The organism is Ruegeria sp. BHSA191, from assembly GCF_059613325.1.
In genome coordinates this window covers 41620-63516 of record NZ_JBXWSH010000005.1, presented here as the reverse complement: position 1 = coordinate 63516, position 21897 = coordinate 41620, and the positions used below count along the sequence as shown (strand labels likewise).

The 21897-nt window shown below is 63.2% G+C and carries 23 protein-coding genes; 22 read left to right on the top strand and 1 reads right to left on the bottom strand.

What is annotated here, in order from left to right:
• The first annotated feature begins 15 nt into the window (after positions 1-15).
• Together AC2FNS_RS07155 and AC2FNS_RS07150 are read left to right on the top strand one after the other, a co-directional pair.
• Positions 16-1206 (top strand): DegT/DnrJ/EryC1/StrS family aminotransferase, encoded by a 1191-nt coding sequence (locus AC2FNS_RS07155; RefSeq protein ID WP_496712984.1) that lies wholly within the window; start codon positions 16-18, stop codon positions 1204-1206.
• 157 nt (positions 1207-1363) lie between these two features.
• The gene (locus AC2FNS_RS07150) at positions 1364-2527 is read left to right on the top strand and encodes an isovaleryl-CoA dehydrogenase (protein ID WP_496712986.1); all 1164 of its coding nucleotides are present in this window, start codon (positions 1364-1366) and stop codon (positions 2525-2527) included.
• A gap of 51 nt (positions 2528-2578) precedes the next feature.
• Here AC2FNS_RS07150 and AC2FNS_RS07145 read toward each other — a convergent pair whose 3' ends face one another.
• Positions 2579-3184: an OmpW/AlkL family protein gene (locus tag AC2FNS_RS07145; protein ID WP_496686097.1), complete on the bottom strand. Its 606-nt coding sequence runs from the start codon at positions 3182-3184 to the stop codon at positions 2579-2581.
• Positions 3185-3320: 136 nt separating this feature from the next.
• On the opposite strand from AC2FNS_RS07145, the gene AC2FNS_RS07140 reads away from it, so the two are divergent.
• The 20 genes from AC2FNS_RS07140 (at position 3321) to nuoH (ending at position 21897) form a co-directional block, all read left to right on the top strand.
• Positions 3321-4853: an AMP-binding protein gene (locus tag AC2FNS_RS07140; RefSeq protein WP_496712988.1), complete on the top strand. Its 1533-nt coding sequence runs from the start codon at positions 3321-3323 to the stop codon at positions 4851-4853.
• Positions 4843-5643: a hypothetical protein gene (locus AC2FNS_RS07135; protein WP_496712990.1), complete on the top strand. Its 801-nt coding sequence runs from the start codon at positions 4843-4845 to the stop codon at positions 5641-5643. The genes AC2FNS_RS07140 and AC2FNS_RS07135 overlap by 11 nt, the downstream gene beginning before the upstream one ends.
• Positions 5640-7244: a carboxyl transferase domain-containing protein gene (locus AC2FNS_RS07130; RefSeq protein ID WP_496712992.1), complete on the top strand. Its 1605-nt coding sequence runs from the start codon at positions 5640-5642 to the stop codon at positions 7242-7244. The genes AC2FNS_RS07135 and AC2FNS_RS07130 overlap by 4 nt, the downstream gene beginning before the upstream one ends.
• Positions 7245-7257: 13 nt before the next feature.
• On the top strand, positions 7258-7674 hold the full coding sequence (locus AC2FNS_RS07125; RefSeq protein WP_496712994.1) for an ASCH domain-containing protein: 417 nt from the start codon (positions 7258-7260) through the stop codon (positions 7672-7674).
• A gap of 5 nt (positions 7675-7679) precedes the next feature.
• Positions 7680-9611 (top strand): acetyl/propionyl/methylcrotonyl-CoA carboxylase subunit alpha, encoded by a 1932-nt coding sequence (locus AC2FNS_RS07120; RefSeq protein ID WP_496712995.1) that lies wholly within the window; start codon positions 7680-7682, stop codon positions 9609-9611.
• Between the two features lie 57 nt (positions 9612-9668).
• Positions 9669-10523 (top strand): hydroxymethylglutaryl-CoA lyase, encoded by an 855-nt coding sequence (locus tag AC2FNS_RS07115; protein WP_496712996.1) that lies wholly within the window; start codon positions 9669-9671, stop codon positions 10521-10523.
• 9 nt (positions 10524-10532) lie between these two features.
• Entirely contained in the window at positions 10533-11321 is a 789-nt protein-coding gene (locus tag AC2FNS_RS07110; RefSeq protein WP_496712997.1) for a crotonase/enoyl-CoA hydratase family protein, read from the top strand.
• Positions 11322-11508: 187 nt separating this feature from the next.
• Positions 11509-11874 (top strand): NADH-quinone oxidoreductase subunit A, encoded by a 366-nt coding sequence (locus tag AC2FNS_RS07105; RefSeq protein WP_093964903.1) that lies wholly within the window; start codon positions 11509-11511, stop codon positions 11872-11874.
• A complete protein-coding gene (locus AC2FNS_RS07100; protein WP_093964904.1) occupies positions 11865-12398 on the top strand; it encodes a NuoB/complex I 20 kDa subunit family protein in 534 nt (177 codons plus the stop codon). The genes AC2FNS_RS07105 and AC2FNS_RS07100 overlap by 10 nt, the downstream gene beginning before the upstream one ends.
• A gap of 12 nt (positions 12399-12410) precedes the next feature.
• On the top strand, positions 12411-13016 hold the full coding sequence (locus AC2FNS_RS07095) for an NADH-quinone oxidoreductase subunit C (protein ID WP_496712998.1): 606 nt from the start codon (positions 12411-12413) through the stop codon (positions 13014-13016).
• Positions 13017-13190: an NADH dehydrogenase gene (locus tag AC2FNS_RS07090; RefSeq protein ID WP_068347518.1), complete on the top strand. Its 174-nt coding sequence runs from the start codon at positions 13017-13019 to the stop codon at positions 13188-13190.
• Between the two features lie 213 nt (positions 13191-13403).
• Positions 13404-14618 (top strand): NADH-quinone oxidoreductase subunit D, encoded by a 1215-nt coding sequence (locus AC2FNS_RS07085; protein WP_496678951.1) that lies wholly within the window; start codon positions 13404-13406, stop codon positions 14616-14618.
• A complete protein-coding gene (locus AC2FNS_RS07080; protein ID WP_496678935.1) occupies positions 14618-15766 on the top strand; it encodes an NADH-quinone oxidoreductase subunit E in 1149 nt (382 codons plus the stop codon). Before AC2FNS_RS07085 ends, AC2FNS_RS07080 begins: the two co-directional genes overlap by 1 nt.
• 32 nt (positions 15767-15798) lie before the next feature.
• Positions 15799-16026 (top strand): DUF5337 domain-containing protein, encoded by a 228-nt coding sequence (locus AC2FNS_RS07075; protein ID WP_496678937.1) that lies wholly within the window; start codon positions 15799-15801, stop codon positions 16024-16026.
• Between the two features lie 6 nt (positions 16027-16032).
• Positions 16033-17331: an NADH-quinone oxidoreductase subunit NuoF gene (gene nuoF / locus AC2FNS_RS07070; RefSeq protein ID WP_496727669.1), complete on the top strand. Its 1299-nt coding sequence runs from the start codon at positions 16033-16035 to the stop codon at positions 17329-17331.
• Between the two features lie 5 nt (positions 17332-17336).
• Complete coding sequence (locus AC2FNS_RS07065) at positions 17337-17753, top strand: MAPEG family protein (RefSeq protein ID WP_496713552.1); 417 nt, start codon at positions 17337-17339, stop codon at positions 17751-17753.
• Positions 17753-18130: a hypothetical protein gene (locus AC2FNS_RS07060; protein ID WP_496713554.1), complete on the top strand. Its 378-nt coding sequence runs from the start codon at positions 17753-17755 to the stop codon at positions 18128-18130. The genes AC2FNS_RS07065 and AC2FNS_RS07060 overlap by 1 nt, the downstream gene beginning before the upstream one ends.
• Positions 18131-18228: 98 nt before the next feature.
• A complete protein-coding gene (locus AC2FNS_RS07055; protein ID WP_496713556.1) occupies positions 18229-18633 on the top strand; it encodes a DUF5333 domain-containing protein in 405 nt (134 codons plus the stop codon).
• 3 nt (positions 18634-18636) lie between these two features.
• On the top strand, positions 18637-20622 hold the full coding sequence (gene nuoG / locus AC2FNS_RS07050; protein WP_496713558.1) for an NADH-quinone oxidoreductase subunit NuoG: 1986 nt from the start codon (positions 18637-18639) through the stop codon (positions 20620-20622).
• A gap of 237 nt (positions 20623-20859) precedes the next feature.
• Positions 20860-21897 carry an NADH-quinone oxidoreductase subunit NuoH gene (gene nuoH / locus AC2FNS_RS07045; protein ID WP_496686123.1) on the top strand — a complete coding sequence of 346 codons (1038 nt, stop codon included), beginning with the start codon at positions 20860-20862 and terminating at the stop codon, positions 21895-21897.

Here is a 21897-nt window from a genome sequence, read left to right as displayed (position 1 = left end):
CCCACAAACAACGCCATGACCGAGCGATTTTCTGGCAGTTTCACCCAGCAGGAGCCAATCCCCGACGCGGCGATCGAGGCGGCGCTGGCCGTTCTGCGCCACGGGCGGCTTCACCGCTACAACGTGGCCCCCGGAGAGGTGAGCGAAACCGCCCTTCTGGAACAGGAATTTGCCTTGCAGATGGGGGCGAAATACTGTCTGGCCGTGTCGTCGGGCGGTTATGCGCTGGCCACGGCCCTGCGTGCCGTGGGTGTCCAGCCGGGGGACGCGGTTCTGACCAACGCCTTCACGCTGGCCCCGGTGCCGGGGGCGATTGCTTCGGTCAATGCGCGCCCGGTTTTTGTGGGCGTGACCGAGGGGCTGACCATCGATCTGGACGATCTGGCGGCCAAGCTGGACCGCGCCAAGGTTTTGATGCTCAGCCACATGCGCGGGCATCTGTGTGACATGGACCGATTGATGCAGATGTGCGACGCAGCCGGGGTGACGGTGATCGAAGATTGCGCCCACACGATGGGCGCCGCCTGGCGTGGGCAGTTGTCCGGCCGGCAGGGAGCGATCGGCTGCTATTCCTGCCAGACCTACAAACATGTGAACTCGGGCGAGGGTGGTCTGTTGATCACCGATGACGAGATGCTGGCGGCCAAGGCCACGATGCTGTCGGGCTCGTACATGCTGTATGAACGCCACCTTGCGGCACCGGGCCCCGAGGTGTTCGAGCGGATCAAGTACACCACGCCAAACGTGTCGGGGCGGATGGACAATCTGCGCGCCGCGATCCTGCGCCCCCAGTTGCGCAATCTGGACCAGCAGGTACGGCGCTGGAACGAACGCTATGCCGAGATCGAGGCGGGCCTGCGCGGCACGCCCGGCCTGACCATCATCGAGCGGCCTGCGGAGGAAAGATATGTAGGCTCGTCGATCCAGTTCCTTCTGCTGGATTGGGTGCCTGAACAGATTGCCGAGGTTCTGCGACGCTGCGCCGATCGCGGGGTCGAGCTGAAGTGGTTCGGTGGGGCCGAGCCAACCGGGTTCACTTCGCGCTATGACAGCTGGCGTTATGCCGAGTCGGAACGGATGCCCGAGACCGACCGAATTTTGCGCGGGATCATCGACATGCGCGTTCCGCTCACCTTCTCGCTGGACGATTGCCGCCTGATTGCCGGCATCATCCGCGCCGAGGTCGGCGCCGTTTTCCAGCAATAATTCAATCGAGTGCGCCATGCGGCGCACGCCCGAACCCTGCAAAAGCCGCCCGAGGGGCGGCTTTTTCATTTGGGTCACGCGATGATTGACCGCGAGGGGAAAGGTCTGTATCAGTTTATTGAACACCTGTTCATTAACGCGAGAGAGGAGAGCGCGGATGTTCACGGCGACAATGCAATTCGATCTGGGTGAAGATGTGAACGCGCTGCGCGAGATGGTGCACCGCTGGGCGCAGGAGCGGGTCAAGCCGATGGCGGCCGAGATCGACAAGACCAACGCCTTTCCCAACGAACTGTGGAAGGAAATGGGTGACTTGGGGCTGCTGGGCATCACCGTGCCCGAGGAATACGGCGGGGCGGGCATGTCTTACTTGGCCCATGTCGTGGCTGTCGAGGAGATCGCGCGGGCCTCGGCCTCGGTTTCGTTGTCCTACGGGGCGCATTCCAACCTGTGCGTCAACCAGATCAAGCTGAACGGCAACGAAGAGCAGAAGAAGAAATACCTGCCGCGCTTGGTTTCGGGCGACCATGTGGGCGCGCTGGCCATGTCCGAGGCCGGTGCCGGGTCGGACGTGGTCTCGATGAAGCTGCGCGCCGAAAAGCGCAATGACCATTACCGCCTGAACGGCAACAAATACTGGATCACAAACGGCCCGGATGCCGATACGCTGGTCGTCTATGCCAAGACCGACCCGGACGCCGGGTCCAAGGGCATCACGGCCTTCCTGATCGAGAAAGAGATGAAAGGGTTCTCGACCTCGCCCCATTTCGACAAGCTGGGGATGCGCGGGTCGAACACGGCCGAGCTGATCTTCGAAGATGTCGAAGTGCCCTTCGAGAACGTTTTGGGCGAAGAGGGCAAGGGCGTTGCCGTGCTGATGTCAGGCCTCGACTATGAACGGGTGGTTCTGGCCGGGATCGGTACCGGAATCATGGCAGCCTGTCTGGACGAGATCATGCCTTATATGGCCGAGCGCAAGCAGTTCGGCAAACCGATCGGAACCTTCCAGCTGATGCAGGGCAAGATCGCCGACATGTACACGGCGATGAACTCGGCGCGGGCCTACATCTATGAGGTGGCCAAGGCCTGTGACCGGGGCGACGTGACCCGTCAGGATGCGGCGGCGTGCTGCCTCTATGCGTCCGAGCAGGCGATGATTCAGGCCCATCAGGCGGTGCAGGCGATGGGTGGGGCCGGATTCCTGTCGGATGCGGCGGTCAGCCGGATCTTCCGCGATGCAAAGCTGATGGAGATCGGCGCGGGCACCAGCGAAATCCGCCGGATGCTGATCGGCCGCGAGTTGATGAACGAGATGCTATGAAGAAAAACGCCTCGCCGACGAGGTCACGGCGAGGCGTATCCGATCGAAGGATCAGAAGCGATGGACGTAGGACACGCCAACCAGCCACGGATCGACCTCGGCCTTGCCGATGTTCGCGCCGTTCAGCGTGACGTCCGAGTCGATGTCGAACCAGCGGACGTTCAGGCGAACCGCGCCCTTGTCCGTGACCATGTAGTCCAGACCGGCCTGCAGCGACACGCCGAACGAGTCGTCGACCTTGAGATCGCCCAGCGGCGATTCCTCGTCGAAGAAGATGGTGTAGTTCAGACCGGCACCGACATAGGGCTTCCAGGCACTGTTGGTCGGGAAGTGATAGTTCAGCGACAGGGTGGGCGGCAGGTGCTTGACGCTGCCGGCATCGACGCTTCCGCCCAGCGTGACGTCATGCTTGAACGGGGTTGCGGCCAGCAACTCGATGCCCAAGTTGTCGCGGATGAAATACTCGGCGGTGAAGATCGGGCGGGTGTCCGAGTCGATGTCGGTGCTAAATCCGGCCAGCGTACCGTTGTCGGATTTCGGGTCCAGATACCCGACGCCGATACCCAGGGTCCAGTCGCCCTCCGACTGGGCGAAGGCGGGGGCCGACAGGGCGGCGACGGCGGTGGAAAGCGCGAGGATGGCGAGTTTCTTGTTCATTTTCATGCCTTTGGGTTAGTTGACGCGCCCAGTGTTTCAGGTCGGTCGGGTCGGGACACTGATCTGAGTCAAAATCTGCCTTTTGTTTCGTTTGAGAAAATGCGTTCAAGGCATAAGAAATTAAGGGGTAAATCCATTGCATCCCACTAGACGCATACCAGGTTTGCACCGGGGTGGGGGCTGGGTGATTCCGCCCGGGTTGAACATGGCGCGTCAGTGCCTCTCGCAGCCAGCCGAGCAGGTGGCTATCCTTGATCTATCTTCTGTGGTTACGACCGAGATCACCTATGGTGAACTTGAACAAATGACCGATAGGCTGGCGCGCGGGTTGCTCCGCAGAGTGCAACCCGGCGACCGGGTCGGCGTGCTGCTCAGTCAGTCACCGTGGTGCGCGGCCGCGCATCTGGCCATCTGGAAGATCGGGGCAATCTCGGTGCCGTTGTTCAAGCTGTTCAAGCGCGATGCCCTAGCCTCGCGCATCGGCGATGCGGGGGCCGGGTATGTGCTGACCGACGGCGAGGGCGCCGATATGTTGGGCGATCTGGCGCAGCCGCTGATCGTGTCAGAACTGGGGGCGGACGGGCCCGCCGTGGATTTTGCTGACACCGGTCCCGAGGACCCGGCGGTGCTGATCTATACCTCGGGCACGACGGGCAAGCCCAAGGGGGCGCTGCATGGGCACCGAGTGCTGACTGGGCATCTGCCGGGCGTGTCCATCAGCCACAACCACCTGCGTGCGGGCGACTGCCTGTGGACACCGGCCGACTGGGCCTGGATCGGCGGGTTGTTCGACGTCCTGATGCCGGGGCTGGCGCTGGGCATTCCGGTCGTCGCTGCGCGGCTCGACAAGTTCACCCCCGAGGCCTGCGCGGAGGTGATCAAGCGCGGCGGCGTGCGCAACGTGTTCTTTCCTCCCACGGCGCTGCGGATACTCAAGGCTGCGGATATAGAGATCCCCAGCCTGCGGTCCGTGGCCTCGGGTGGCGAGCCACTCGGCGCGGAAATGTTGGCGTGGGGGCAGCGGGCCTTTGGCCTGACGATCAACGAATTCTACGGCCAGACCGAATGCAATATGGTCGTCTCGTCCTGTGCCGAGGATTTCCCCGCGCGCCCGGGCTGTATCGGCAAGCCAGTGCCGGGCCACGAGGTCGCGGTGATCGACGCCGCAGGCAAGCCGACCGACGCCGAGGGTGATGTGGCCATCCGGCGTGGCTCGGCCTCGATGCTGCTGGAATACTGGAACAACCCGCAGGCCACGGCCGAGAAGTTTCGCGGCGATTGGCTGGTCACCGGTGACCGCGGCGTGTGGGAGGGCGACTATCTGCGCTTTGTCGGCCGCGAGGATGACGTGATCACCTCGGCGGGATACCGCATCGGCCCGGCCGAGATCGAGGATTGCCTGCTGACCCATCCGGCGGTGGCCACCGTGGGCGTGGTCGGCAAACCCGACCCGCTGCGGACCGAGATCGTGAAGGCCTATGTGGTGCTGAAACCGGGGTCTGAGGCCTCGGAACAAGAGCTACAGGATTGGGTCAAGGACCGTCTGGCACATTATTCCTACCCGCGAGAGGTGGCTTTTGTGCAAGACTTGCCTTTGACCGTGACGGGGAAAGTCATTCGCAAGGAATTGAAACGTCGCGCGTCCGAGGAGATGTGCCATGGCAGATAAATCCAGCGTCCGGACCGGAGTCGAGTTCAGCGCGACCGTCATCGCGGTTATCGGGGCCTTTTGGGCCGGAAAGACCTATTTCGAAACCTGGATGCGCGACACGATCGACAAGGCGGTCGAAGAAAAGGTTGCCGTCATCGAAAAACTGCAAGTGGCTGATCTGCTGATTTTTTACGGCTACCCGGACGAGGCCATATCGGAATTGCGCAAGATCGCCGGTCGGGTCGCCAGGCTGGATGCCGAAGATAAACGCAGGATCGCGTTTTATGACAACTATCTGGATGCGGTGGCCGACTCGGAGGGCACACTGAAATACGAACCGGAAATCCGGATGCTGCACGACGTCTTCAGCAACGAGATGCAGACCGATGGCTGGCATGACGAGAAGCTGGCCTATGTCGCGATGTTCCTACCCGAGGCGCAGGCGGATGACGGGTATTTCGATCGTCAGGTCGTTGGGCGGCTCAAACTCGCGGTCAACCAATACGAGGCAGACGACGACTATGAGAGCCTTGGGAGCGCCTATCGCAACCTGTCGCTGGCCTATCTGTGCCGCGGAGAACAGGACAAGGCCGTCGAGGCGATGGAAATGGCGGCCGAGATGCAGCCGTTCGAATATTATTTCATGGTTCCGATGTGGGATCTTGAGGATTTCCTCGAAGAGCCGGAAATCAAGAAGCTGGACACCGTCTGCTCCAGCAACGTGTCGCAGGGCTATGCGCGCATCATGCAGAGCTTTGGCGTCAGCGAAAACCCCGTTCGCGAATTTCTGAGAGAGTATACCAGATGAAGCTGCGATCTTCCGCTTTGCCCTCGTCCGATGGCTTCAAGCAAAACCGTGCCGCGCACCTTGAGGCGTTGGCGCAGATCTCTGACGCCGCCGAGGCCGCGCGCATGGGCGGGGGCGAGAAATCGCGCGAACGCCATGTGTCGCGGGGCAAAATGCTGCCCCGGCGGCGGGTGGCGAACCTGCTGGACCCGGGCTCTCCGTTTCTCGAAATCGGCGCGACGGCGGCGCATGGCATGTATGACGGTGCGGCCCCTTGTGCCGGTGTCATCGCGGGCATCGGCCGGGTGCAGGGGCAAGAGGTCATGGTGGTCTGCAACGACGCCACCGTGAAAGGCGGCACCTATTATCCGATGACGGTCAAAAAGCACCTGCGCGCGCAGGAGATCGCCGAGGAAAACCATCTGCCCTGCATCTATCTGGTCGACAGCGGCGGCGCGAACCTGCCCAACCAGGATGAGGTCTTTCCCGACCGCGACCATTTCGGCCGCATCTTCTACAACCAGGCACGGATGAGCGCCAAGGGCATCCCGCAGATTGCTGTGGTGATGGGCTCGTGTACCGCGGGCGGCGCCTATGTGCCGGCCATGTCCGACGTCACGATCATCGTCAAGGAACAGGGCACGATCTTTCTGGCCGGCCCGCCGCTGGTCAAGGCGGCGACGGGCGAGGTCGTCAGCGCCGAGGACCTGGGCGGCGGCGACGTGCACACGCGCCTTTCGGGTGTGGCCGATTATCTGGCTGAGGATGATGCCCACGCGCTGGCTCTGGCCCGCCGGGCCGTTGGCTCGTTGAACCGGAACAAGCCGCAGACGGTGGATTGGGCCAGCACCGAAGACCCGGCCTATGACCCCGAGGAAATCCTGGGCGTTGTCCCGGCCGATCTGCGCACGCCGTATGACATACGCGAGGTGATCGCGCGCTTGGTCGATGGCTCGCGTTTTGACGAGTTCAAGCCTCGGTTCGGCGAGACGCTGGTGACCGGCTTCGCCCATGTCAAAGGCTGCCCCGTCGGGATCATCGCCAACAACGGCGTGCTGTTTTCCGAGGCCGCGCAGAAAGGCGCGCATTTCGTGGAACTGTGCAGCCAGCGCAAGATCCCGCTGGTTTTCCTGCAAAACATCACCGGGTTCATGGTGGGCCGCAAGTACGAGAATGAAGGCATCGCGCGCCATGGCGCCAAGATGGTGACCGCCGTGGCCACCACAAGCGTGCCCAAGATCACCATGCTGGTGGGCGGCTCTTTCGGGGCCGGGAACTATGGCATGGCGGGGCGCGCCTATCAGCCCCGTTTCCTGTGGACGTGGCCGAATAGCCGTATCTCGGTCATGGGTGGCGAGCAGGCCGCCGGTGTTCTGGCAACGGTCAAACGCGACGGGATCGAACGGCAGGGCGGCACATGGTCGGCCGAGGAAGAGGCCGAATTCAAACGCCCAACGCTCGAGATGTTCGAAGAGCAGTCGCACCCGCTCTATGCTTCTGCCCGGCTGTGGGATGACGGCATCATTGACCCGCGCAAAAGCCGCGACGTGCTGGCCCTGTCGCTGAGCGCCGCGTTGAACGCACCCATCGAGGACACGCGCTTTGGCGTGTTCCGGATGTAGAAGGGGCGGTTCGATGCTGGAAAGTTTGAAAGAAAGATATCCGGGGGCCGAGACCTTTCAGTTCGGCGACAGCCGGGCATTGTGCGACGACTTGCTGGCTCTGGTCCGCTCGGGGCGCAAGACCGCGACATGTGGCGCATTGCGTAACTTTGCGGCGGGTGGCGAGGCAATGCCGCAGGTTGGCCGCCGCGACATCGCTTTGGACTGGGACGGACGGCCCGCGCTGGTCATCGAAACGGTCGATGTGACGGTCCGGCGCTATTGCGATGTGGACGAGGCGTTTGCCCTGGCCGAGGGCGAAAACGACAGCCTGAAAGGCTGGCGCGAGGATCATCGCAGATTTTTCGAAAGAAACGGCGGCTTCGACCCAAAGATGGAGTTGGTCTGCGAACGGTTTCGCCTTGTGGAAGATCTGGCAGGGAAAGGGTAACGGCCATGTTTGACAAGATCCTGATCGCCAACCGGGGCGAGATTGCCTGCCGGGTAATCGAAACCGCGCACAAGATGGGCGTGGCCTGCGTTGCCGTGTATTCAGATGCGGACGCGGCCGCCAAGCATGTGCAGATGGCGGATGAGGCCGTGCATATCGGCGGAGCGGCTCCGGCCGACAGCTATCTGAAAGGCGACGTGATCATTCAGGCCGCGCTGGACACCGGCGCGCAGGCGATCCACCCAGGGTACGGGTTTCTGTCCGAGAACCCCGATTTCGTAGATGCAGTTCAGGCGGCGGGCCTGATCTTCATCGGCCCCTCGGCGGATGCAATCCGCAAAATGGGTCTGAAGGATGCCGCCAAGGCGTTGATGGAGCAGGCTGGCGTCCCGGTCGTGCCCGGCTATCACGGCGATAACCAGGACCCCGAGCATCTGGCCGGTGCGGCCGACACGATCGGCTATCCGGTTCTGATCAAGGCGGTGGCCGGCGGTGGTGGCAAGGGGATGCGGCTGGTCGAGAAACCCGCGGATTTCGCGGCCGCCCTGGACAGTGCCCGGGGCGAGGCCAAGACCGCCTTTGGCAATGATGCCGTTCTGGTCGAGAAATTCGTGGCCAAGCCCCGCCACATCGAGGTGCAGGTCTTTGGCGACGGCACCCATGCCGTGCATCTGTTCGAGCGTGACTGCTCGCTGCAGCGCCGCCACCAGAAGGTGATCGAGGAAGCACCGGCCCCCGGAATGACGCCCGAGATGCGCGAAGCGATGGGCCAGGCTGGCGTGCGCGCGGCCGAGGCCATCGGCTACAAGGGCGCAGGCACCGTGGAGTTCATCGTCGATGCCTCGGACGGTCTGCGCCCCGACCGCTTCTGGTTTATGGAGATGAATACCCGCCTGCAGGTCGAACACCCGGTGACCGAAGCCATAACCGGCATCGACCTGGTCGAATGGCAGTTGCGGGTTGCGGCGGGGGAAAGCCTCCCAAAACAGCAGAGCGAGTTGTCGATCAACGGCCATGCCTTCGAGGCCCGGCTCTATGCCGAGGACGTACCCAAAGGGTTCCTGCCCGCGACGGGCACCCTGACCCATCTGGAGTTTCCGCACGGCTGCCGCGCCGACAGCGGCGTGCGGGCGGGCGACACGATCAGCCCATGGTATGACCCGATGATCGCCAAGGTGATCGTGCACGGCCCGACCCGCGCGGTGGCGTTGGAACAACTGCACCGCGCGCTGCGCCAAACGCAGGTGGCGGGAACCGTCACCAACCTGTCTTTCCTGGGCGCACTGACCCGGCACGCCGGGTTTGCGGCAGGCGATGTCGATACCGGGTTGATCGGCCGCGATCTCGACGATCTGGTGCGCGAAACCGCCGTCAGCCCGGCAATGACCGTTGCGGCCGCGATGGCCGCGACCGGACTGGACAAACCCGCCGAGGACACCGGGTTTACCCTCTGGGCCCCGCTGCACCGGGCGCTTCAGCTGAAGCGCGACGGCGAGGTTCTGGATCTGGACGTCCAGGTCGCAGGGCCGGACCGGCAGGACTGGCAGGTGGGCGGGACCACCGTGATCGCCGAACGGGTCAATGGCCGCTGGATCATCGACGGCCAGCCGATGCCGCCGGTTGCGATTGCAGGCCACGATGTCACCGTGTTCGACGCCTATGGCGTGAGCTTCGAGGTACTGGACCCGCTGGACCGCGACGTCAGCGCCGCCGGTGATACCAACGTGGTCGAGGCTCCGATGCCTGGGCTGGTCAAGGCGGTATTCGCCGCGCCGGGACAGGCGGTGAAGGAGGGCGACCGGCTGGCCATCCTCGAGGCGATGAAGATGGAGCATTCGCTGCTGGCCGCCCGCGACGGTGTCGTGGCCGAGGTTCTGGCCGAGGCCGGATCGCAGGTCGAGGCCGGCGCGGCGCTGGTCCGGCTGGAAGACGACTGAAACCCTGAACGCCCGCCCTGAACGGGGCGGGCCGGGACTGAACAGGAGGGCACCGCCATGGCGGAACGTGTCGAGATTTTCGAAGTGGGGCCGCGCGACGGGCTGCAGAACGAAAAGCGCGAAATCCCGGTTTCCGAGAAGATCGCGCTGGTCGACTGCCTCAGCCGGGCGGGGTTCAGCCGGATCGAGGTGGCCAGTTTCGTTTCGCCCAAATGGGTGCCGCAGATGGCCGGCAGCGCCGAGGTGCTGGCCGGGATCACCCGCGCCCCCGGCGTGCGCTATGCCGCGCTGACCCCGAACATGCGCGGCTATGAGGGCGCGCTGGCTGCCGGGGCGGATGAAATCGCGGTGTTTGCCTCGGCGTCGGAGGGGTTTTCCAAGGCCAACATCAACGCGACCATCGCCGAATCCATCGAGCGGTTCGTCCCGATCCTCGAGGCGGCGCGCCATATCGACCTGCCGGTGCGGGGATACGTCTCTTGCGTGACCGACTGCCCCTATGACGGGCCGACGCCACCCGCCAAAGTGGCCGAGGTGGCCGACCTGCTGTTTTCGCACGGCTGTTACGAGATCTCGCTGGGCGACACGATCGGCCAGGGGACACCCGACAGCATCGCGCGGATGCTGCTGGCGGTGCGTGAATATGTGCCCGCGACCCGCCTGGCCGGGCATTTCCACGACACCAACGGGCGCGCGATTGACAATATAGACGCTTCGCTTGCGCTGGGCGTCCGGGTGTTCGACGCAGCCGTGGGCGGATTGGGCGGCTGCCCCTACGCGCCGGGCGCGGCCGGGAATGTGGCCACCGAAGCCGTGGCCGCGCATCTGGAGCGGCTGGGCTATGACACCGGACTGGACGCCGCCGTGCTGAACGAAGCGGCGGAAATGGCCCGCGCAATGCGGGCGGGATAAGAGGCTGACATGTTTGAGACCATCTCGATCTCCACCGACCCGCGCGGGGTTGCCACGCTGACGCTGAACCGGCCGGAAAAACACAACGCGATGTCGGCGCAGATGATCGCCGAACTGACCCAGGCCGCCGCGCAACTGGGGAAAACCGACGACGTGCGTGTCGTAGTTCTGACCGGCGCGGGCAAGAGCTTCTGCGCCGGGGGTGACTTGGGCTGGATGCAGGCCCAAATGGCCGCCGATCCCGAGACCCGCTTTGTCGAGGCACGCAAGCTGGCCGAGATGCTGAACGCCCTGAACACCCTGCAAAAACCGTTGATCGGCGCGCTTCAGGGCAACGCCTTTGGCGGTGGCGTGGGCATGGCCGCGGTCTGTGACGTGGCCGTCGGCGTGGACAGTCTGAAGATGGGGCTGACCGAAACCCGGCTGGGGCTGATCCCGGCCACCATCGGCCCCTATGTCATCGCCCGCATGGGCGAGGCCCGCGCGCGGCGCGTGTTCATGTCGGCCCGTCTGTTCGACGCGGCCGAGGCGGTGGATCTTGGCCTGCTCGCGCGGGCCGTTCCGGCGGATGAGTTGGATGCCGCGATCGAAGCCGAAGTGCAGCCCTATCTGTCCTGTGCGCCGGGCGCCGTGGCCTCGGCCAAGGCGTTGGTTCGGGACCTCGGGCCGCGCATCGACGACGCGGTGATCGACCACACGATCCGGGCGCTGGTCGACCGATGGGAAACGGACGAGGCGCATGAAGGAATCAGCGCTTTCTTCGACAAGCGAAAACCTTCATGGAATAGTGAGGTTTGACCGTCCGCGACCATTTGAAGCCAAGGGCTTGCGCCTAGTGCAGCGCTGGGCGTTGGCAAGCCGAATATTCGGTGCCATGCGCGCTTGTGCTCGGTTGACCCTCTGACCCCGCGCGGATAGAGAATGTCCAGTCAACACGCCAATTGACGGCGCGTCTCGTTCGGGATGCGCAGGAAAGGAGCCACTCGTGGAAGAGCTGTTGCGGGAATATCTCCCGATCCTGGTGTTTCTGGCCGTCGCCGTGGGCCTTGGAATCGTCCTGATTCTGGCCGCCGTCGTTCTGGCAGTCCGCAATCCCGACCCCGAAAAGGTCAGCGCCTATGAATGCGGGTTCAACGCGTTCGACGATGCGCGGATGAAGTTCGATGTCCGATTCTATCTGGTTTCGATCCTGTTCATCATCTTCGACCTTGAGATTGCGTTCCTGTTTCCCTGGGCCGTGGGCTTCAAGGATATCAGCGATGTCGGCTTCTGGTCGATGATGGTGTTCCTGGGCGTTCTGACCATCGGCTTTGCCTATGAATGGAAGAAGGGGGCCCTGGAATGGGAGTGATGACGGGTGCAAACACCGCGGGCGTCGACAAGGAAGTCGCCACCCAGGCCCTGAACGCCGAGCTGCAGGACAAAGGGTTCCTGCTGACCTCGTCCGAGGACATCATCAACTGGGCCCGTACCGGGTCGCTGCACTGGATGACCTTCGGCCTGGCCTGCTGCGCGGTCGAGATGATGCACACCTCGATGCCGCGCTACGATGCCGAACGCTTCGGCATCGCGCCGCGTGCATCCCCGCGCCAGTCGGACGTGATGATCGTGGCAGGCACTCTGACCAACAAGATGGCGCCGGCTCTGCGCAAGGTCTATGATCAGATGCCCGAGCCGCGCTATGTCATCTCGATGGGATCCTGCGCCAACGGTGGTGGGTACTATCACTATTCCTATTCAGTGGTGCGCGGCTGCGACCGCATCGTTCCGGTGGACATCTACGTTCCCGGCTGCCCGCCGACCGCCGAGGCGCTGCTGTATGGTCTGTTGCAGTTGCAACGCAAGATCCGCCGCACCGGCACCATCGTGCGCTGAGGAGGAACCCTGATGAGCGAAGCACTCAAGGAACTTGGCGCACTGATCGAAATCAAGCGGCCCGACTGCGTCCTGTCATGGGATGTCAGCTTTGGTGAGTTGAGCGTCGATGTGGCCCCGTCGAACCTGGTTGAATTCGTCGAGTATCTGAAGTCTGACCAGAACTGCAAATTCTCGACCCTCGTCGACATCACCGCCGTGGACTATCCCGAGCGGGCCAAGCGGTTCGACGTCGTCTATCACTTCCTCTCGATGTATCAGAACCATCGCATCCGGCTGCGGGTCTCGGTCCGCGAGGACGAGATGGTGCCCTCGATCGTCGATGTGCACCCGTCCGCCAACTGGTTCGAGCGCGAAGTGTTCGACATGTTCGGCATCCTGTTCTCGGGCCACCCGGACCTGCGACGCATCCTGACCGACTACGGGTTCCGGGGATACCCACTGCGCAAGGATTTCCCGACCACCGGTTACACCGAGGTTCGCTATGACGAGGCGCAGAAGCGCGTGGTCTATGAGCCAGTCTCGCTGGTTCAGGAATACCGCCAGTTCGACTTCATGAGCCCGTGGGAGGGTGCGAATTACATTCTGCCGGGGGACGAAAAGCAGGAGACCAAGTAAATGGGCGGCATCTGGTGGCTGATCCTTTCGGCGCTGACCATCATCCCGATGGTCAAGCTTCTGCCGTTTTTCGGGATCAACAAATACTGGGCGCTGGCCTGTCTGGTTCCCTTCGGCACGATCGCCCTTTTGTGGTGGATGGGTCTGAAGCTGCAGGAACTGGAGCGCCGCTGAGATGCTGACGATGCTTGGAGAACTGGTTGTAATTGGGGCTCTGGGCGCGTTGTTGGCCGGGGCGGCGGTGAAAGCGGCAGACGCCGAAAGGGTCCGGGTTCGGGCCGAGGCAAAAAAGAAAAACCGGGGGCGGCGCTGAGGCCCTCGCTTGCCGGACCGGTCCGGCACGAACGGAACAGCCGGGGTTGATCCCCGGACAGGAGAGACACGATGATGGATGGCGGCAAGGGCTTCGAAGACGCTCTGACGGGCGAACAGAAGATCCGCAACTTCAACATCAATTTCGGCCCGCAGCACCCTGCGGCCCATGGCGTTCTGCGTCTGGTGCTGGAACTGGACGGCGAGATCGTCGAGCGCTGCGACCCGCATATCGGCCTGCTGCACCGTGGCACCGAAAAGCTGATGGAAAGCCGGACCTATCTGCAGAACCTGCCGTATTTTGACCGTCTGGATTACGTGGCGCCGATGAACCAGGAACACGCCTGGTGCTTGGCCATCGAAAAGCTGACCGGGGTCGAAGTGCCGCGCCGCGCCTCGCTGATCCGGGTTCTGTATTCCGAGATCGGGCGCATCCTGAACCACCTGCTGAACGTGACCACGCAGGCGATGGACGTGGGCGCGCTGACCCCGCCGCTATGGGGCTTCGAAGAGCGCGAAAAGCTGATGGTGTTCTATGAGCGCGCCTGCGGTGCGCGCCTGCACGCCGCCTATTTCCGCCCCGGTGGCGTTCACCAGGACCTGCCGCCCGAACTGCTTGACGATATCGAGGCCTGGAGCCATGCTTTCCCCGCTGTTCTGGATGATATCGACGGCCTGCTGACCGAGAACCGCATCTTCAAACAGCGCAACTGCGATATCGGTGTCGTAACCGAGGATGACATCCAGAAATACGGATTCTCGGGCGTGATGGTGCGCGGATCGGGCCTGGCCTGGGACCTGCGACGCGCGCAGCCCTATGAATGCTACGACGAATTCGAGTTCCAGATTCCCGTCGGCAAGAATGGGGACTGCTATGACCGCTATCTCGTCCGCATGGAGGAGATGCGCCAGTCGGTGTCGATCATTCGTCAGGCCATCTCCAAGCTGCGCGACTGCCCCGGAGACGTTCTGGCGCGCGGCAAGATCACCCCGCCGAAACGTTCGGACATGAAGACCTCGATGGAAAGCCTGATCCATCACTTCAAGCTGTACACCGAAGGCTTCCACGTTCCGGCGGGCGAAGTCTATGCCGCCGTCGAAGCGCCCAAGGGCGAGTTCGGCGTCTATCTGGTCGCCGACGGCACCAACAAGCCGTACCGCGCCAAGCTGCGCGCGCCGGGCTATCTGCACCTGCAAGCCATGGACCACGTCGCCAAGGGCCACCAGCTGGCCGACGTCGCCGCCATCATCGGCACAATGGATGTCGTATTTGGAGAGATTGACCGCTAATGCTCCGCCGCCTGCACCCCGAACAACCCGAAAGCTTTGCCTTCACGCCCGCCAATCTGGACTGGGCCAAGGCTCAGATTACCAAGTACCCCGAGGGCCGTCAGGCCAGCGCGGTCATCCCGCTGCTGTGGCGCGCGCAAGAGCAGGAGGGCTGGCTCAGCCGCCCGGCCATCGAATATGTGGCCGAGATGCTGGACATGTCCTACATCCGGGTGCTTGAAGTTGCATCCTTCTACTTCATGTTTCAACTGCAACCGGTTGGTTCCGTTGCGCATATTCAGGTTTGCGGCACCACGTCCTGCATGATCTGCGGGGCCGAGGATCTGATCGCGGTCTGCCGCGAAAAGATCGCGCCCAAGCCTCATCAGCTGTCGGCGGACGGCAAGCTGAGCTGGGAAGAGGTCGAATGCCTGGGGTCGTGCTCGAACGCGCCGATGGCGCAGATCGGCAAGGACTATTACGAGGATCTGACCGCCGAGAGCTTTGCCCGCATCATCGATGATCTGGCTGCCGGCAAGGCGCCGGTTCCGGGTCCGCAGAACGGGCGCTATGCCGCCGAGCCCAAGGGCGGCTTGACCAGCCTGAAACAGTACGAGGCCGGCAAGTCCAAGTACAATGCCAGCGTTCAACTGGCCGCCGATCTGGGCGATACGGTCAAGCGCATCGATGGGACCGAGGTTCCGATCCTGACGCCATGGCTGGGCAAGGACGGCAAGGCCGCCGGCGCGAAAGCCGCGCCCAAGCCGCCCAAGGCGGCGGACCCGGGCAAGCCCGCGGCCCGTCAGGCCGCGCCCAAGAAATCCGCCAAGGCCGAGCCATCTTCGCCCGAGGGCGCCGCAGCTAGGCCCGCAACCGCCGAGACTCAGCCCGAAACGCTGACTGGTCCTCGTGGCGGCAAACCCGACGATCTGAAGCTGCTGAAGGGCGTAGGCCCGAAGCTCGAGCAGACGCTGAACGAACTGGGCTTTTACCACTATGACCAGATCGCGGCCTGGACGCCCGAACAGGTGGCCTGGGTAGATGCACGGTTGAAATTCAAGGGCCGGATCGAACGCGACGGCTGGATCGAACAGGCGGCCAAGTTGGCGGCCGGCGAGGAAACCGAATTTGCCAAACGTGCCAAGAAAGAAGGCACTTACGAAGACTGAGAGACGGTGCCCGATACGGGCATCGGAGTGTGATGGACAAGGACAAGGAACAGGCCATCGCCCGCAAGGGCCGACATATCGGCGTGGTCATCGCAGTGACCATGCTGATGTGGCTTGCCGTGACCCTGTTCATCGGCCCGGCGCTGGAACTGCCGGGACGCTATGCGCTGCTGTTTGATTTCGCCGCGATCGCGGCCTTCATCTATGCAGGCGTCAACATTTTTCAACTCTGGCGCATGCGTCAGGACAGCCAAAGGTAACACGCGATGCTGAAGGATCAGGACCGGATCTTTACCAACATCTACGGGATGCACGAGCGCACGCTGAAGGGCGCCCAGGCCCGCGGGCATTGGGACGGCACCGCTGACCTGATCGCTAAAGGGCGCGACTGGATCATCCAGACGATGAAGGATTCGGGATTGCGCGGGCGTGGCGGCGCGGGCTTTCCGACCGGTCTGAAATGGTCGTTCATGCCAAAAGAAAGCGATGGCCGTCCGTCTTACCTTGTTGTGAACGCTGACGAATCCGAACCGGGCACCTGCAAGGACCGCGAGATCATGCGCCACGATCCGCACACGCTGATCGAAGGCTGCCTGATCGCGTCGTTCGCGATGAACGCGCATACCTGCTACATCTACATCCGGGGCGAGTACATCCGCGAGCGCGAGGCGCTGCAGGCCGCCATCGACGAGGCCTATGATGCCGGCCTGCTGGGCAAGAACGCCGCCGGCTCGGGCTGGGATTTCGACCTGTTCCTGCACCACGGCGCCGGCGCCTATATCTGCGGCGAGGAAACCGCGCTGCTGGAAAGCCTAGAAGGCAAGAAGGGCATGCCGCGCATGAAGCCGCCGTTCCCGGCGGGGGCGGGTCTGTATGGCTGCCCGACCACGGTGAACAACGTGGAATCCATTGCCGTCGTGCCCACGATCCTGCGCCGCGGTGCCGACTGGTTCGCCGGTTTCGGCCGCCAGAACAACGCGGGCACCAAGCTTTTTGCGATCTCGGGTCACGTCAACAACCCCTGCGTGGTCGAAGAGGCGATGTCGATCAGCTTCGAAGAATTGATCGAGACCCATTGCGGCGGCATCCGCGGTGGGTGGGACAACCTGTTGGCCGTGATCCCCGGTGGCTCGTCCGTGCCTTGCGTGCGCGGCGAGAACATGCGCGATGCGATCATGGATTTCGACTATCTGCGCAACGATCTGGGCTCGGGGCTTGGAACGGCGGCTGTGATCGTGATGGACAAGTCCACCGACATCATCAAGGCGATCTGGCGCCTATCGAAATTCTACAAGCACGAAAGCTGCGGCCAGTGCACGCCCTGCCGCGAAGGCACGGGCTGGATGATGCGCGTGATGGATCGCCTTGTCCGCGGCGAGGCCGAGCTGGAAGAGATCGACATGCTGTTCGAGGTGACCAAGCAGGTCGAAGGCCACACGATCTGTGCACTGGGGGACGCGGCGGCCTGGCCGATCCAGGGCCTGATCCGCAACTTCCGCGAAGAAATCGAAGACCGCATCAAGGCCCACAAATCGGGCCGTATGGGTGCGATGGCGGCGGAGTAGATCCGATGGAAGTATATTCCGAATACTCGCACGCGATTGCCGCGCTGGTGATCTTTACGCTGGTGGTCCTGCTGCTGGCGCCGTTCTCGGCGCTGGCCAAGCAGGGCAAGGGCCTGGCGCCAGGGGCGACGCCGGAACAGAACTATGCCGACAGTGCCTATCGTCTGAACCGCGCCTATCTTAACGGAACCGAAACTCTGCCCGCGTTCCTGACCGTGACTCTGGCGGCCATGGTGCTGGGGGTCAGCCCGGTCTGGGTGAACTGGCTGGCCTCGATCGCCTTGGTGGCGCGTCTGGTGATGCTGGTGGTTCATATCCGCGGCATTGGCAAACCGCACAGCGGCCTGCGAAGCGTTCTGTACGTTGTGGCCTGGGCATGCATGGCTGTGCTGGGCGTCATGGCTTTGGTGGCGGCGATCTGATGGCAAGGCTGATCCCTATTCTTGCCCGTGGTTGGGCCATTGCTCCGTTGACCGGTGTTTTGGCGGTTCTGGCGGTGCTGTCGGCCTGCGGTGGCAAGGCCGAGGATCGCGTGCTGTTCGATGGGCAGGCATTTCGCGCCAAGGCGAAGGCGGTCGACAAGAAAAGGTCGCCGGCCGATTTCACCGTGACGGTCAAGGGCGTGTCGGCTTCGTTGGACGGCGCGCGCGAAGCGGGGCGCTATGAGGCCACGCGGTTCTGTGTGCAGAATTTCGGGTCTTCCCGCATCGCCTGGAAAATCGGACCGGATGCTGAGCCGCAGACTCTGCGGATCGACAATGACAGCCTGACTTTTGCCGGGAAGTGTCAGCGGCCATGACCCATGCAATGTCATATCACGTTCCGGCAGGCCGCGCGTTATTGCATAGCGGTCGGGGCGCGCGTCGTCTTGGGGAACCCAAGACGAAAGGATATGTCATGAAAGCTGCGAAACTTGCCGCCGTTGCCTGCGTCGTCGCGCTACCTGCCGTGGCCGGGGCCAAACCGCCCTTGCGCGAAGTTAAGGAGATCGACGACTCGCTCTACTACATCGCCATCGCCAACGAGATTTCGGAAATCTGCCCGACAATCAGCGGGCGTCGTCTGAAGGCGATAGGCGTGATGTGGGGGCTGCGATCCAAAGCGAACCAGCTGGGATATTCGGATGCCGAGATCCGGGCCTATGTGGAATCGGATGCAGAAAAGGCGCGGATGCGCGCCAAGGGCGAGGCATACCTGGCTCAGAACGGCGTAAGCTATGCCGACACCGAAACTTTCTGTGCGCTGGGGCGCAGGGAAATCGAAAGAAACAGCGCCATTGGCGTGTATTTGAGGGCGAACTAGACCATGTCTGACCTCCGCAAGATCGTGATCGACGACAAGGAAATCGAAGTCGATGGTGCAATGACCCTGATCCAGGCCTGTGAACAGGCCGGGATCGAAGTGCCGCGTTTCTGCTATCACGAGCGCCTGTCGATCGCAGGCAACTGCCGCATGTGCCTTGTCGAGGTCGTGGGCGGCCCGCCCAAGCCCGCCGCCTCGTGCGCCATGCAGGTGCGCGATCTGCGCCCGGGGCCGGAAGGCCAGCCGCCGGTAGTCAAGACCAACTCGCCCATGGTCAAGAAGGCCCGCGAAGGCGTGATGGAGTTTCTGCTGATCAACCACCCGCTGGATTGCCCGATCTGCGACCAGGGCGGTGAATGCGATCTGCAGGATCAGGCGATGGCCTATGGCATCTCGGCCAGCCGGTTCCGCGAGGCCAAGCGCGCGGTGGACGATCTGGATCTTGGGCCGCTGGTGGGCACCGCCATGACCCGCTGCATCAGCTGCACCCGCTGCGTCCGCTTCACGACCGAGGTGGCCGGGGTCGACCAGATGGGGCAGACCGGTCGGGGCGAAGACGCCGAGATTACCACCTATCTGAACCAGACGTTGGACTCGAACCTTCAGGGCAACATCATCGACCTGTGCCCGGTGGGCGCGCTGACGTCGAAGCCTTATGCGTTCACCGCCCGCCCGTGGGAGCTGACCAAGACCGAATCAATCGACGTGATGGATGCTCTGGGCTCGAACATCCGGGTTGACACCAAGGGCCGCGTCGTGATGCGCATTCTGCCACGCAACCATGACGGCGTGAACGAAGAGTGGATTTCCGATAAGACACGCTTTGTCTGGGACGGGCTGCGCCGCCAGCGGCTGGACACGCCCTATATCCGCGAGAACGGCCTTTTGCGCCCGGCCAGCTGGACCGAGGCGCTTGCGGCCGCGGCGGACGCGATGAAGGGCAAGACCGTGGCCGGCCTTGTCGGCGACTTGGTTCCGGTCGAGGCCGCCTTTGCCCTGAAGCAGATGATCGAAGGGCTGGGTGGTAAGGTCGAGTGCCGAACCGACAATGCCCGCCTGCCCATCGGCAACCGCTCGGGCTATGTCGGCAACGTGGCGATCGAAGAGATCGATACCGCGAAAGAGATCATCCTGATCGGCACCAACCCGCGGCACGAAGCCCCGGTGCTGAACGCGCGCATCCGCAAGGCGTGGCTGGCCGGGGCCACGGTCAAGGTGATCGGTCCGGCGGTGGATCTGACCTATGACTATGACCATTTGGGTGAGGACCGCGCGGCTCTGGCCAAGGCAAAGGCAGGCAAGGATGCCATCGTGATCGTCGGGCAGGGCGCCGTGACCGAGGCCGACGGCCTGGCCGTTCTGGCTGCGGCCCAGGCCTTGTCGGGCCGCCTGTTCGTGCTGCACACGGCTGCGGCGCGGGTTGGTGCGATGGATGTTGGCGCCGTCACCGAAGGAGGAATCGAGGCAGCGATCGATGGGGCCGAGGTGATCTACAACCTCGGGGCCGACGAAATCGAGATCGAGGACGGCCCCTTCGTGATCTATCAGGGCAGCCACGGTGACCGCGGTGCCCACCGCGCCGACATCATCCTGCCCGGAGCCGCCTATACTGAGGAAAACGGGCTGTTCGTGAACACCGAAGGTCGCCCGCAATTGGCGATGCGCGCCGGGTTCGCCCCGGGCGAGGCCAAGGAGAACTGGGCGATCCTGCGGGCGCTTTCGGCCGAGCTGGGGCAGGCGCTGCCCTACGACTCGCTGGCGCAGCTGCGCACGGCGCTGGTCGCGGCGGTGCCGCATCTGGCGCAGATCGACCAAGTGCCCGAGGACGAAGTGCAGCCGCTCGAGCCCGGGCCGTTGGCGCAGGCGACCTTCCGAACTGTGATCAAGGATTTCTATCTGACCAACCCGATCGCGCGGGCGTCGCAGCTGATGGCAGAGCTTTCGGCGCTGGCCAAGGCGCGCGGCAACCAGAAGATCGCGGCGGAATGAGTCTGGCGGCGTTCATACGGCAGAACAACGGCGCGCCGTTGCCCGCCGGCTCGTATGACGGGGCGGCGGCCGCGTCGTGTGCGCGACCGTTGAAAAGGAAGAAAAAAGGTGGCGTACGGGCGGCGGATGCTGTTTACACCGACACGCCAAACCAACCGCTTGCGGTGCGAGTCTCTGGCCGTCGGGCTGGGCTTGGCGGCCACGGCGGCAAACGGAATACCCACGGTGTGAGGACCAATGGCTGAATTCTTTGACACCCCGGGCGGAATAGCCCTGATCATACTGGCACAGGTGCTGGCCGTCGTCGCCTTCGTGATGATCTCGCTGCTGTTCCTGGTCTATGGCGACCGCAAGATCTGGGCGGCGGTCCAGATGCGTCGCGGCCCCAACGTCGTGGGCGCGTATGGTCTGCTGCAATCGGTGGCGGATGCGCTGAAATACGTGGTGAAAGAGGTGGTAATCCCCGCCGGGGCTGACCGGACGGTGTTTATCCTGGCGCCTCTGACATCCTTCGTGCTGGCCATGATCGCTTGGGCGGTCATTCCGTTCAACGATGGCTGGGTGCTGTCGGATATCAACGTGGCCATCTTGTACGTGTTCGCCGTATCCTCGCTCGAGGTTTACGGCGTGATCATGGGGGGCTGGGCGTCGAACTCGAAATACCCGTTCCTCGGAAGCCTGCGCTCGGCCGCGCAGATGATTTCCTACGAGGTTTCGATCGGCCTGATCATCATCGGGGTGATCATCTCGACCGGCTCGATGAATTTTGGCGACATCGTGCGGGCGCAGGACGGCGCGTTCGGGTTCTTCAGCTGGTACTGGCTGCCGCATTTCCCGATGGTGTTCCTGTTCTTCATCTCGGCGCTGGCCGAAACCAACCGCCCGCCGTTTGACCTGCCCGAGGCGGAATCGGAACTGGTTGCCGGCTACCAGGTGGAATATTCGGCCACGCCCTTCCTGCTGTTCATGGCGGGCGAATACATCGCCATCTTCCTGATGTGCGCGCTGACTTCGCTGCTGTTCTTCGGCGGCTGGCTGTCGCCTATCCCTGGCCTGCCGGATGGCGTGCTGTGGATGGTCGCCAAGATGGCGTTCTTCTTCTTCCTCTTCGCGATGGTCAAGGCGATCACGCCGCGCTACCGCTATGACCAGCTGATGCGGCTGGGCTGGAAAGTTTTCTTGCCGTTCAGTTTGGTTTGGGTGGTCTTCGTGGCTTTTGCTGCAAAATTCGATTGGTTCTGGGGCGCGTTTGCCCGCTGGAGCGTAGGAGGCTGA